We start from the raw sequence: 12,522 nt of genomic DNA, 5'->3' as shown, positions 1-12,522 counted from the left end.
AAAAAAATAAAAGTCATAAAAATATGTAGATTTTGTCATTTTCTTTTGAAAAATCAGTACATTTTCTAATGACAAAACAAAGGATATATATTACTATTTAGTTGGACACCAAAAATGAAAGCGCATTATTTTTTGTGGATAATTCGTTCATTATAATGTCTTCGCGAGCTGAGCAAACCTGCTACGCTTTAAATTTAAGGAGGAATTTTGTGAAAAAGTCTGTTTTGAAAAAAGTACACCTTGGGTTACAAGTATTGATGGTTTCAACCTTGCTTTTAAGTACTAGTGCTACTACTGCATTAGCAATCGAGCAACAAACTGGCGAATCAACACAACCAGAAAGCACTACTGTTTCAAGTACAACATCAGATGAATCAGATACCACTGCTCCAACTGATCAGACAAAAAACTCACAACGACTGACTATTTTAGGCACTTCAGATGTTCACGGACAGCTATGGAACTGGTCATATGAGGATGATAAACAAACACCAGTGGGTCTTTCTCAAGTTAGTTCTGTCGTCCAAAATATCCGTTCAGAAAACCCTAATGGTACAATTCTGATTGACAATGGAGATATGAACCAAGGAACAATATTAACAGATGATCTTTACAATAAAACACCTTTGATCGAGAAACCAAATCCGATGATCAAAGCAATGAACTATATGAAATATGATGCCATGGTGTTGGGGAACCATGAATTTAACTTTGGACTAGATTTAATCAAAAAACTCAAAAGCGAAGCTGAATTTCCAATTTTATCAGCGAATACTTATGTCAAAGAATCAAATAACCGCTTTGTTGGCGGAACAACAAAAAAAGATATTGATTTGGATGGTGATGGCACCAAAGACTTAACAGTCGGCATCATCGGTCTCACAACACCACAAATTCCATTATGGGATGGCGCTAAAGTAGATAGCTTGTATTTCAATCCATTGAAAGAAGAAGCTGAAAGAGCTGTAGCTGAATTAAAAGATGAGACTGATATCATCATCGCTTCGATGCATGCTGGACGTCAAAGCTCTGATCCTGCTGCGAGTGCAGATCAAGTCATCACTAATGTCGCTGGCATCGACGCCTATATTTTAGGACACGATCATCGCTCTTTCGCAGAGAAAATTCAAGGACCAAATGGGCTTGTTCCTGTGGCAGGTCCAAAAGATACTGGAACTGAAATGATCAAAATCGAACTTGATATCGAAAAATCAGCCGACAAATGGCAAGTAAAAAATAGCGATGCCGCTATCGTAAGTACTAAAACTGTTCCAGCAGATGAAGCCTTAAAAGCCGAAACAAAAGAATACCATGATAAAACGAGAGAATTCATCTCAGAGAAAATCGGAACAGCGACGGGAGATTTTTTACCCGCTGAAGAAGTGAAAGGCATTCCTGAAGCTCAGCTTCGACCTACTGCAATGATTTCACTGATCAATAATGTACAGCGAAAAGCAACTGGCGCACAACTTGCTGCTTCTGCACTCTTTAAAGCAGACAGTAAATTAAATGCAGGAGATATTTCTTATTCCAATATTTTTGATATTTATAAATACCCTAATACACTAGTCAGTGTCAATATCACTGGAGAAAATCTACTGGAATACATGGAAAATCAGGCGGATTACTATAATACACCTGGTCCTGATGATTTAACGATCAGTTTTAATGAAAAAATCCGAGTATATAACTATGATGTCTTTTCTGGAATTTCTTATAAGATCGATATTTCTAAACCACATGGTGAGCGTATTATCAATCCAACAATTGACGGAAAACCAGTTGATCTTGCGGCAAATTATACGATTGCTATGAATAATTACCGCTACGAAGGTCTATTGACCCAAGGTCTTGTGACAGGTGAACCAATCAAGTCTACTGATCCTGAAACATTGCGTGGATTGATTGCCGATTATATCCGTGAAAAACAAACACTTGACCCAGCACAAGAAATCGAACATAACTGGGAAGTGATCGGCTATCATTTTAATAACAACTGGCGGAAATTAGCTGTACAGTTAGTGAATGATGGTACATTGCAGACTCAACCAGCTGCAGACGGTCGTACCCCAAACGTTAAACCGATCACGAAACAAGATGTGCGCAATGCTGGTTACGCTCCAGATTCAGAAACATTTACGATCATACATACCAACGATGTTCATGGACGATTAGAAGGCAATGGAAAAGATGTTTTAGGTTCGGCACGTTTGAAAACGTATAAAAACGTGATCAATCCAGATCTCTTGATCGATGCAGGAGATTCATTTCAAGGCTTGCCGATTTCTAATTTCTCTAAAGGCAAAGACATGGTCAAAGTGATGAATGAAGTGGGCTACGATGCCATGGCTGTCGGAAATCATGAATTTGATTTTGGCTTGGACACGGCACTAGAATATAAAGACGAATTAAATTTCCCAATCCTATCAAATAATACTTTTAAAGATGGAAAATTAGTCTTTGAACCCTCTACAATCGTTGAAAAAGGTGGCAATAAATACGCAATTATCGGCGTAACCACACCTGAAACAGCAACAAAAACACATCCAAACAATGTAGTTGGTGTGACTTTTGCTGATCCAATCGCTGAAACAAAAAAAGCCATCCAAACAATCAAAGATTCAGGGGAAACAATCACTGCCTATGTCGTTACTGGACACCTAGGTATCGACGAAACAACTCCACATGAATGGCGTGGTGATACTTTGGCAGAGACACTAAGCAAAGATTTTCCCGATTTGAATATCACTGTTTTAGATGGGCATTCTCATACAGCCGTTGATGGCGGAAAACAATTTGGAAATGTGATGTACACCCAAACAGGGAATTATTTGAATAATGTCGGTTTAGTCAATGTGGATTTGACAGATCTTAGCAAAAAAACAGCTTCATTAACTCCTGCAGAAACCTTAGCAGATTTAGAAGAAGATCCTGCTGTTAAAGCTTTAGTTGACCAAGCCAGAGCAAATTTTGAAGCATGGGGTTCAGAAGTTGTCATTGAGAATAACCCTTACCAATTTAATGGTGAGCGCGACAATGTACGGACTAGAGAAACGAATCTAGGGAATCTGATTGGCGATGCTATGTTAGCTTACGGGCAGCACGGCTTTAAAAATCAAGCTGATTTTGCAGTAACAAATGGTGGCGGTATTCGAGCAAATATCGAACCTGGAAAAGTGACACTAGGAGACGTTATAGCTGTAATGCCATTCGGTAACAGCATCTCTCAAATCAAAGTGACAGGTGCTGAGGTCAAGGAAATGTTTGAGCTTTCGCTTCGTTCAATGGCTCAAAAAGACGAAAACGGCAACATCATTTTAGATGACTACAATCAACCTAAACTTGGCGCAAATGGTGGATTCCTTCATGTTTCAAGCACGATTCGTGTCCACTATGACTCAACCAAAAAAGGGTCACTATTGCCAGCAGACGAAGGCAATGGTACAGACAAAACCATCGTCGGGGAACGAATCTTACAAATTGAAGTCCAAGACCGTACAACTGGAAAATTTGCACCGATCGATGAAAAAGCAACTTATCATATGGCGACTAATGACTTCCTAGCTGCAGGCGGTGACGGTTATGATATGTTAGGCGGCGAACGTGAAGAAGGTCCTTCTTTAGACACAGTCTTAATCAATCATTTAAAACAAGCAACCAATCTTCGCTTATACGATGCCGCAACAAATATCGATCTAGCACAATATAAAGAAGCCTTCCCAGGCGAACGAATCATTTCTATTTCAGAAGCTGAATTTAATAAGAAAAACAAACCCGAACCTGTACCAAATCCAGATCCAAAAGATCCCACGAAAACAAAACCAGACGAGATCAAAACAACTAAACCTGGCGGAAAAACAGCAGATTATCCGAAAATGGGTGAAAAAATTGTTGCTTACGGCAGTTTAGGATTACTTGTTATTGGATTTTCTGGTTATGGTTTTTATGAATATAATCGTAAACGAAAAATCGGATAACTAAAAAGATGGTCACCAACTATGGGTGACCATCTTTTCTATTTCATGAAGTAAATGTCAAATGTTTAATTATTTTACTATGTAACAGCTTCGCACATGCCGCTTGCTTCAATGACACTATTTCTCATCACTGATACCTCATGTGAAAACGAGGTGCCCGCTTTCCCTTTTACCATATCTGGAGCATTTTGAACGAATGTTTCCACACTACGTCCTAGATCAAATTGCTCTGTCTTTATTTTATTTTGCATTTGAGCAGCTTCTTCCTTCAATGGGGTAAATACACTGACGCACTTCGCTTGTAATGCTATTTTTTGCATTCTTTTTTTCTCTAACTTTTGGTATTGTTCTAGTTGGATTTTATATAACGTAACTGTAGCTGAATTTGGTTCCTTTAAGCTTGATTCAAACGTAATTTTTTGCTGTAAACTTGAAATAACATCACTATATGACTCTCCACCAATACTCAAATCTATACCTGATCCATTCATTTTTTTCTCCCCTTAATTAAAACGATGTTGCTATTTGTTCATCTGCCGCTTCTGCTTTAACAGCTGCCATCCGTAAGCTATGGGCAAATTCGCCTAGATTATCTCCAATCGTCATCATCTTCCCCTTTAACTCTTTGACAACTTCTGGATCATGAGCATAGTATTGATCCCCCTTAGAGTAAGGTGCGACTGATTTCAAAATATCTTGAATTTCATGGTCTTCTAATTCAGAATAAGCTCCGCCACTGGCTTCACTACGGATATGTTTTTGCAAAGCCATCACTTCTTCGCCTTCATCCCATTCATATTGTTCAATTGTTTTTTTGATTCCTAATGCAGTGCCTTTCATATCATCATATTGTGCAGCAGTCGCCCGAAGCAATGCTGGAGCAAATAGACGCATAATACTTCCATCACCATTAAACATGTCCATAAAAGTATCGGTAGGATGTCCACCTAACGTTAATAAACTCATGATAAATGTTTCTAACTCTTTATTACTTTTAGTGAGGACCCGCTTTCCAACTAAAGGCATACCAAATTGATCAAAATTTCCCACACTATCATTCATATGCGTGTAATTTGTAATCTTGTCGGCGGCATGTCCAGCATCAACCCATTTTTTTGCTTTTTCACTCAATAACCGGTAAATATTTGGAGCAGAAAAGACTGTAGCGTACTCTCCAAACTCAGCAGCAACATAAGAAGCTAAACCAGCACCTAGACTATGACCTGTGTAATCAAACGTTGCATTTTTAAAACGTGGATCTGCTTTTAATTGTTCAGCAAAAGCTAATGCCGTATCGAATTGACTACTGACTTGAACGGGAACACGTATGGTTGTTCCAGGAACATGTACATTTTGGTATTTATCTTTTTGACCCAAGGTAACTTGTTGGACATCAGCGCTTAGATCACCATCCACATCAGCAAGATTGGTTCCTTTATACGAAATCGTGATATTGGAAAGATCGGGTTTTCCGTTAACGATAGGGGCTACTGCGATTCCTTGTGCACCGTTTTTATCTGGGTTATTTAAAGTATCTACTATTTTATATTTCTGGCCATTAAAACCTTTTATTTTATCGCCACTATTTAAATTATCATATGCAGCATCTGTTATTCTAAAATAATCTTCATCTTTTCTTTGCATCAAAATTATTCTCCTTATGTTATACTTATTATTAATTATGACACAAAAAGGACACATTGACTATGAAAACTAGATATAAACTTTTGATTGTAGTAGGAATAATGATTTTAGGGGTGACTGGATTGAATTATTATAGCTATAATAATTACATGAACAAGCAAAAAGAACGGATTGAATTATTTTTCAAATACAATTATAACAATATCGAATCTATTACTTTTACAGAAACTAAAAAAAATCCAACAGGCTCATTGAATTTCCATGGTTACTTCAATGAGGATAAAAAAAGTAATTTTATTAGTAAAATCATGCCTTATCAAAAAGAATTTGAATCAGAAATCATTATAAATGGATCTTTTGACGATAAAAATTTTAAATTTGGAGATGGAAGGTCTATATCTGTTTCTGAAATAGAGAAGATCCAACGTAAGGAACGCCGGGAAAATACAGAAGAAAACTCTAGTTCTTGGTTCTCCGATTCAGCAGGTTTATCAAAGTATAGTGAATGAATTTTAACAACTCATACTTTTTTAGAACAGTGGATTATCACAAATACTAGAAAATTTTTCAATTTCAACTGAATAATCTTCTGAAGCTATAACAAAATAGCCTTTATCGATTTTACTCATGGTAATGGCTATACTTTTGTTATGCTTATGGATAATTCTGATACAAAAAGGACATACTAACTATGAAAATTAGATATAAAATTTTGGTTGCGATAGGAATATTGGTAGTAGGGATAACTGGATTGAATCGCTACAGCTATAACAATTATATGAACGAACAGAAGGAGCGTATCGAATTATTTTTCACCTATAATTATAACAATATAGATTCACTTACCTTTACTAAAATTAAAAAAAATCCTACAGGCTCTTTAAATTTTTATGGATATTTTAATAATGATAAAGAAAATGATTTTATAGGGAAAATTATGCCTTCCCAAAAAGAGTTTGAAAGAAATAATGCTATGAGTAGCTCTTTTGCAAGAGAGAATGCAAAGTTTGAGAATGGAAAGACCTATACTGTTTCTGAAATAGAGAATATCCAACGAAAGGAACGACGGGAAAATACAGAAGAAAATTCTAGTTCTTGGTTCTCCGGTTCAGCAGGTTTATCAAAGTATAGTGAATGAATTTTAACAACTCATACTTTTTTAGAACAGCGGATTATCACAAATACTAGAAAATTTTTTCAACTAGATAATCTTCTGAAGCTATAACAAAATAGCCTTTATCGATTTTACTCATGGTAATAACTCTTCTTTTGTTATGCTCATAAATAATTCTGATACAAAAAGGACACATCGACTATGAAAACTAGATATAAATTTTTGATTGCGATAGGAATAATGGTAGTAGGGATAGCAGGATTGAATCGCTACAGCTATAACAATTATACGAACAAACAAAAAGAACGAATCGAATTATTTTTTAATTACAATTATAATATCGATTCTCTTACCTTTACTAAAACAAAAAAAAATCCAATGGGAACATTAGTCTTTTATGGTTATTTTAATGATGATAAAGAAAATGATTTTTCAGCAGATATTATGCCTTATCAAAAAGAATTTGAAGGAAATATTGCAATTAATGGCGCATTTGATAACGAAAATGCAAAATTTGAAAACCGAAAAACATATTCTGTTTCTGAAATAGAGAATATCCAACGTAAGGAACACCGAGAAAACAGTGAAGAAAATTCTAGTTCTTGGTTCTCCGATTCAGCTTACACTGAATAAATTTTAACAACTCACTATCATAAATACGAAAAAAGATGACTACCAAGGATTTGGCAATCATCTTTTTTCTCTTATTTTTCGTTATTCATATAAGGCATGTTTTTCCCATAGCCTTCTTTATTCACTTGTCTTGCACGCGCAATCGCCAGATCAAACTCTGCTACATCATCTGTAATCGTAGAACCTGCCGCGATAACGGAATTCGCTGCAACGTTCACAGGTGCGATCAAACTTGTTGATGACCCGATAAACGCATGATCCCCGACTGTTGTGCGATGTTTATCTTTTCCATCATAGTTAACAAAAACCACACCACAACCAACATTGATATTTTTCCCTAAGTCTGCATCACCAACATACGTTAAATGACCGACTTTAGTATCTTCTGCCACTGTCGCATTTTTGATTTCTACAAAGTTTCCGACATGGACACGCTCACCGATTTCAGCTTTCGGACGGATATGCGCAAATGGACCGACATCAGCATTTTTGCGAATAATGCTTTCTTCAACAACGGATTGCGTGATTTTTACGTTATCTTCAATCACACTATCCACAATTTCAGAATGTGCACCGATAAAGCAATCTTCACCGATCACTGTTTTCCCTTTTAAATGCACGCCAGCTTCAATCACCGTATCGGAACCAATCACAACGCCTTCGTCAATATACGTTGAATCAGAATCAACGAATGAGACACCATTTCTCATATGCATTGTATTCAAACGGCGGTGCATGATTTTATTCGCCTCAGCTAAAGCTACACGATCATTGATTCCCATCGCTTCTTCAAAATCAGCCATTTGGTAGGCAGCAACGGTCTTACCTTCTTTTTTAAGAATCTCAATAATATCTGTTAAATAGTATTCCCCTTGTGCATTGTCTGTATTGATTTTAGATAAGGCATTAAACAAGGCTTCATTATCAAAACAAAACGTTCCAGTATTGATTTCTTGAACACGAGCTTCTTGTTCGGAAGCATCTTTTTGCTCCACGATTTTTTCAACGATGCCCACATGATCACGGATGATTCGACCGTATCCAGTTGGATCTTCGGCATGAGCTGTTAAAATCGTTGCACTCGCGTTTTTCCCTTGATGATAGTCAAACAGATTCGCTAAAGTTTCAGCAGTTAATAACGGTGTATCTCCTGTAATCACAAGCGTTGTGCCTTTTTTGCCTGCTAAATGTGCTTCTGCTTGTAACACAGCATGTCCTGTTCCTAATTGTTCTGCTTGTAAAGCATATTGGCTACGTTCACCTAAATGGCTTTTGATTGCCTCAGCACCATGACCGACGATCGTCACAACTTCACTTGGATTCGTTTTTTCTACTTGATCCATGATGTGTTCCACCATTGGTTTTCCAGCGACAGGGTGCAACACTTTATAAAGTTTCGATTTCATACGTGTTCCTTTACCGGCAGCGAGGATGATGACATATCTGTTTTCCAATTGCTTCACTCCTAAGATTTGTTTTATTTTCAATCGTTTATTTTCATTTTAAAATAGCGCCATGTTTTAGTTTAGCTTACTCTTTATGGTTTTTCAACTGAACCAATTGCTTTTTTACTATACCAATTTATAATTTTGCGTATTTGCGTTATAATAAAGGAAAATTATGTTAGCGGGGTGATAATATGATACCAATTCAAAAACACGTATCTCGATCAAAAGCCCATTTAGGTTTGAAATAATAGAGTGCTTTGGTTGTTGAAGGATTGCCTTTACGCAAAGTACTTTATCACTTGAATGATAGAGAGGAAATCCATTATGAATACAAAAATACAACCATATCAATTTAATTTTATTCGAAAACAAGCCAATATTTTGCTACAAGCTCATTTATCTGTAAATGATAAAAATACAATCAAAACACTGCAAGCAATCGTTCTTGAGAAAATCAATGAGCAGTTTGGTACAGATAAAGATGCGTTACAACCCTTATTAGATGGGTTTTTAGAAGCTGCTACTTCTAAGCCTAGACTGGAACACTATTTGGAAGGATTAAAAGAAGCGGTTATTCCCTTTGATCCGCCTTCAAAACAACAACTGACAAAGCTCTTTAAAAAGACGAAGAAATTGAAAATCCCAGAATGGGAAACGATGGATTTGCGAGATTATACTTTTTACAGCTGGAATGATAGCGGGAAACAGCAAAAATTTATTATCGCTTCAATCGACGGACAGCTCGTCGGTGTTTCCGGAACGATTTCTCCTACAACTCAGAAGGGTATCTGCCCGATTTGTCATGAAACGTCAGAAGTTGCGATGTTTCTATCTAAGGTGAAAGAATCCGGTGATGGGATGTATACAAAGCGCGGAAACTATATCTGCTATGATAGTGAGAAATGTAATCACAATATCGAGCGTAGAGACGAGTTAGAAGCGTTTGTTCAGAGTGTGAAGTTTATGAAATAGAACACTACCTAGAGGAAATCACCTCTAGGTTTTTATTTTTTTGACTGCATCTTCTCTCAATATAGTAGATTTCTCTTTTTCTTTATAAGCGTCACTCCACAGTATAAATCCAGCCTATCCCATTAACATTGCATTGAAAAAGTCTTGATTTTCTATATACTTTTAGCGCACAATTCCGAAATCCTATACTCGATACCTATGATCAAACTAAGAAATTATATAACTTCTTAGCATCTTCGATACTGTCAAATTCCCAACGAGCAGCACAATCTTCGCAACCAATCCAACTACATTACTCTCTAATCTTATCATTTGATTCATAAAAAAACCTCCTCACGTATAAGTACGCAAAGAGGGGAAGATATTATTCTATTTATTGAAATTCCCATCATTAGAGTGAGTTAATCTCCAAAAAATATAAAATGAATATATCAAATACACTATTAAGACTGTTAAACATACATTGCTCAGATAGATCAGGGAATTTCCTAAATCATAATCAATAGAAAATTCTTTTTGCAGTTCTATTTTTTCTCCAAGTGTTAAAGTCTCAGGATCTTGCATAGGAAAAAAATTCAGTGTCAGAAAAATTCCAACAACTTTCAAAACTAGGAACATACAGCTAAGTATAGCGATTAGCAACTTGTTATATTTTATGAAAACTCACTCCTGTCTTACCTTGACATAGATCTTACAATTTCAATTTTATATGGTTTTATATACCCACGAGACTGCATTGCATAACAATAGTTATTACCAAAACCAACAGCAAAATCATTATACCCATTTGGTTCCCAAGCAAAGTCAAATATATCGGTAACTTTTACAGTAGTAAAGTAATTTCCATTTGCTTGTCGTTTATAAGATACTGTGTAGGATACTCCCCGTAAAGCGGTGAGTAGATGTCCACTCGTAAACCTATGCATCCCTGTGAAAGAACCAGAAGTTCTACCACCTCGGAAAGCTTCAGCTTTCAAGCGACCATAGTAAGAACGCATTAAGTCTTCACTATCTACCATTCTAGCCCAAGTATCGTTAGTATTGTAATAGGTTGCTGGTGTGTATGCTGTATTGACTCTGTTTGCTGGAACAATAGCGCGTCTCATATAATTCGCAGTCTGCCAGTGTCCTCTTCGTTCAACCAATTTAATGCCAGTAACATATGCAGTTAAAGCAAGGTCATATGGTGTTGCAACTAAAGCTCTGGATGTCTTAGGTAAGTTACTATTCAAAGATAAATCAACATTTTCCTCAGCAGTTTCAAGTTGATTTTCTAATTTTTCATCTTGCTTATTATCGTAGTTTTTTAACTCAACTAGGACTGAATTTAGAAATGAATTAAAATCCTCACTAGAATCATTCTCGGAGGGTACCTCATAATACATATCAATCGTGTTATTGATATAATCTGAATTTGCAGGTTCCTCTGAGGTGAGTTCCTCAATCAGATTAGTATTATTCTCGCTAATTTCATACCTTTCTTGAGCCTCAACATTGGTACCAAATCCCAAACAAACCAATAGTGTAATCCCTAATAAAAAATTTTTCATTAAATTCTCATCATCCTTTCACTTACTTCCAAAAGTATATTATATTATTCTTTACGCGTCAACATTTTTTTTATTTGTATTTTTTTTGTATATTATAGATAGAATAATATAGACAAATACTATTTAGGATTTAAAATGCATGATAGTAGATTTCTCCATTATAGAAAGAGAAGAAATCACAGAAAATTATTAACCTTGTTGAGGTTGGGGAAGGGTTCCCTGAAGATTATGTGGGAAGGGAATTATCATAAGCATTGATGAATATAATGCAGTAACAGGAACGATGGCAGTTTGTCCGATAACTTCTACACAAAACACAAAAAGTCATTTTATTTCTTTAGATGAGAACCATCAAGTAACTGGACAAATCAATTCTCTTCAAGTTAAAACCTTTGATTTTACTGCTCCAGAAAGAAATGTTCGATTCATAGAAAAAGCAACGTTGAAAGAAATCGGTGAAACAGCACAGATTGTCAGCATGAGCTTTGATTTTTCAAATTTAATGACAGCATAAAAAACTTGGTTTGATATAGTTCGTCTCAAATATAGAAACGTACTGACAACATTCATTCCCTAACTTCATTAGCGGCTTAAAAAAAATCGTGTTATAATGACAATGAAAAGAGAGATATGCGCTAACATACCTCTCAAATGTAGATTATGCTAGTGAAAAGCTAGCAGGCTATTTTCAGGTGTTTAAACCATCTTACTCGCCAAAGTAAAAGATGGTTTATTTTTTTTGATTAAATTTCAATATGGCAACTACTAACATTGCAAAACTAATCGCAAGTGTTAATGCTTCATATACTGACAACTCTATTCCTTTCTAGGGACACAACCATTAATCATCAGGCATCACCCCTTTTTCAAGAGATTTAGCCCACCATCTTTTCACTTTTCTACACTAGTTATTATGTCATAATAGCGATTATTTATAACTTTTACTTGCAATTTTTTGCAGCAAAATGACCCATTATTAGGCGATAAATCGGACAATCATCAATGCAAGTAAAACTCAAAAATTTCCACCTCTTTTGTCAAACTTGTCCTTTCTTTGAGACTCTTTTGACTATTTGAATTCTTTCACGATATTCTATTGACTATCTCAACCTCTTTACGTTAGAATAAATTTACAACATAAAATAAAAAAGGCGCCCTGTCAGAAGACGGACATCTTCTAAACA

At 35.9% G+C, this 12,522-nt stretch carries 11 protein-coding genes; 6 read left to right on the top strand and 5 right to left on the bottom strand.

Going from position 1 to position 12,522, the window contains the following annotated elements:
• Positions 1 to 209: 209 nt before the first annotated feature.
• The gene (locus AC4BB7_RS00655; RefSeq protein WP_490484043.1) at positions 210 to 3,977 is read left to right on the top strand and encodes a 5'-nucleotidase C-terminal domain-containing protein; all 3,768 of its coding nucleotides are present in this window, start codon (positions 210 to 212) and stop codon (positions 3,975 to 3,977) included.
• Between the two features lie 77 nt (positions 3,978 to 4,054).
• Here AC4BB7_RS00655 and AC4BB7_RS00650 read toward each other — a convergent pair whose 3' ends face one another.
• Together AC4BB7_RS00650 and AC4BB7_RS00645 are read right to left on the bottom strand one after the other, a co-directional pair.
• The gene (locus AC4BB7_RS00650) at positions 4,055 to 4,468 is read right to left on the bottom strand and encodes a hypothetical protein (RefSeq protein WP_490484042.1); all 414 of its coding nucleotides are present in this window, start codon (positions 4,466 to 4,468) and stop codon (positions 4,055 to 4,057) included.
• A gap of 16 nt (positions 4,469 to 4,484) precedes the next feature.
• Entirely contained in the window at positions 4,485 to 5,621 is a 1,137-nt protein-coding gene (locus AC4BB7_RS00645; RefSeq protein ID WP_490485107.1) for a Tle-like phospholipase domain-containing protein, read from the bottom strand.
• 62 nt (positions 5,622 to 5,683) lie between these two features.
• Here AC4BB7_RS00645 and AC4BB7_RS00640 point away from each other — a divergent pair, with 62 nt between their 5' ends.
• The 3 genes from AC4BB7_RS00640 to AC4BB7_RS00630 all read left to right on the top strand — a co-directional run bounded on the left by AC4BB7_RS00640 (position 5,684) and on the right by AC4BB7_RS00630 (position 7,368).
• On the top strand, positions 5,684 to 6,130 hold the full coding sequence (locus tag AC4BB7_RS00640; protein ID WP_490484041.1) for a DUF1433 domain-containing protein: 447 nt from the start codon (positions 5,684 to 5,686) through the stop codon (positions 6,128 to 6,130).
• Between the two features lie 182 nt (positions 6,131 to 6,312).
• Positions 6,313 to 6,759, top strand: a complete 447-nt coding sequence (locus tag AC4BB7_RS00635) for a DUF1433 domain-containing protein (protein ID WP_490484040.1) — start codon at positions 6,313 to 6,315, stop codon at positions 6,757 to 6,759.
• Positions 6,760 to 6,936: 177 nt separating this feature from the next.
• Positions 6,937 to 7,368, top strand: a complete 432-nt coding sequence (locus AC4BB7_RS00630; protein ID WP_490484039.1) for a DUF1433 domain-containing protein — start codon at positions 6,937 to 6,939, stop codon at positions 7,366 to 7,368.
• Positions 7,369 to 7,439: 71 nt separating this feature from the next.
• On the opposite strand, the gene glmU is transcribed toward AC4BB7_RS00630, so the two are convergent.
• Complete coding sequence (gene glmU / locus AC4BB7_RS00625; RefSeq protein WP_086345804.1) at positions 7,440 to 8,822, bottom strand: bifunctional UDP-N-acetylglucosamine diphosphorylase/glucosamine-1-phosphate N-acetyltransferase GlmU; 1,383 nt, start codon at positions 8,820 to 8,822, stop codon at positions 7,440 to 7,442.
• A 318-nt stretch (positions 8,823 to 9,140) separates the two neighbouring features.
• Between glmU and AC4BB7_RS00620 the strand changes: the two genes are divergently transcribed.
• The gene (locus tag AC4BB7_RS00620; protein WP_086314978.1) at positions 9,141 to 9,788 is read left to right on the top strand and encodes a FusB/FusC family EF-G-binding protein; all 648 of its coding nucleotides are present in this window, start codon (positions 9,141 to 9,143) and stop codon (positions 9,786 to 9,788) included.
• Positions 9,789 to 10,462: 674 nt separating this feature from the next.
• On the opposite strand, the gene AC4BB7_RS00615 is transcribed toward AC4BB7_RS00620, so the two are convergent.
• Positions 10,463 to 11,338 (bottom strand): hypothetical protein, encoded by an 876-nt coding sequence (locus AC4BB7_RS00615; RefSeq protein WP_490484038.1) that lies wholly within the window; start codon positions 11,336 to 11,338, stop codon positions 10,463 to 10,465.
• A gap of 241 nt (positions 11,339 to 11,579) precedes the next feature.
• Between AC4BB7_RS00615 and AC4BB7_RS00610 the strand changes: the two genes are divergently transcribed.
• Positions 11,580 to 11,852, top strand: a complete 273-nt coding sequence (locus AC4BB7_RS00610; RefSeq protein ID WP_490485106.1) for a type II toxin-antitoxin system PemK/MazF family toxin — start codon at positions 11,580 to 11,582, stop codon at positions 11,850 to 11,852.
• Between the two features lie 216 nt (positions 11,853 to 12,068).
• Here the strand turns inward: AC4BB7_RS00610 and AC4BB7_RS00605 are convergent, their stop codons facing one another.
• On the bottom strand, positions 12,069 to 12,152 hold the full coding sequence (locus AC4BB7_RS00605) for a putative holin-like toxin (RefSeq protein ID WP_390621154.1): 84 nt from the start codon (positions 12,150 to 12,152) through the stop codon (positions 12,069 to 12,071).
• Positions 12,153 to 12,522: the final 370 nt, after the last annotated feature.

This window comes from Enterococcus sp. AAFC-DPL-5182 (assembly GCF_058216605.1).
This window is presented reverse-complemented; position numbering and strand designations above follow the sequence as displayed.

Coding starts and splice junctions, on each gene's coding strand:
- AC4BB7_RS00650 (WP_490484042.1), bottom strand. CDS start 4,468: ATGAATGGATCAGGTATAGATTTGAGTATTGGTGGAGAGTCATATAGT.
- AC4BB7_RS00645 (WP_490485107.1), bottom strand. CDS start 5,621: ATGCAAAGAAAAGATGAAGATTATTTTAGAATAACAGATGCTGCATAT.
- AC4BB7_RS00640 (WP_490484041.1), top strand. CDS start 5,684: ATGAAAACTAGATATAAACTTTTGATTGTAGTAGGAATAATGATTTTA.
- AC4BB7_RS00635 (WP_490484040.1), top strand. CDS start 6,313: ATGAAAATTAGATATAAAATTTTGGTTGCGATAGGAATATTGGTAGTA.
- AC4BB7_RS00630 (WP_490484039.1), top strand. CDS start 6,937: ATGAAAACTAGATATAAATTTTTGATTGCGATAGGAATAATGGTAGTA.
- AC4BB7_RS00620 (WP_086314978.1), top strand. CDS start 9,141: ATGAATACAAAAATACAACCATATCAATTTAATTTTATTCGAAAACAA.
- AC4BB7_RS00615 (WP_490484038.1), bottom strand. CDS start 11,338: ATGAAAAATTTTTTATTAGGGATTACACTATTGGTTTGTTTGGGATTT.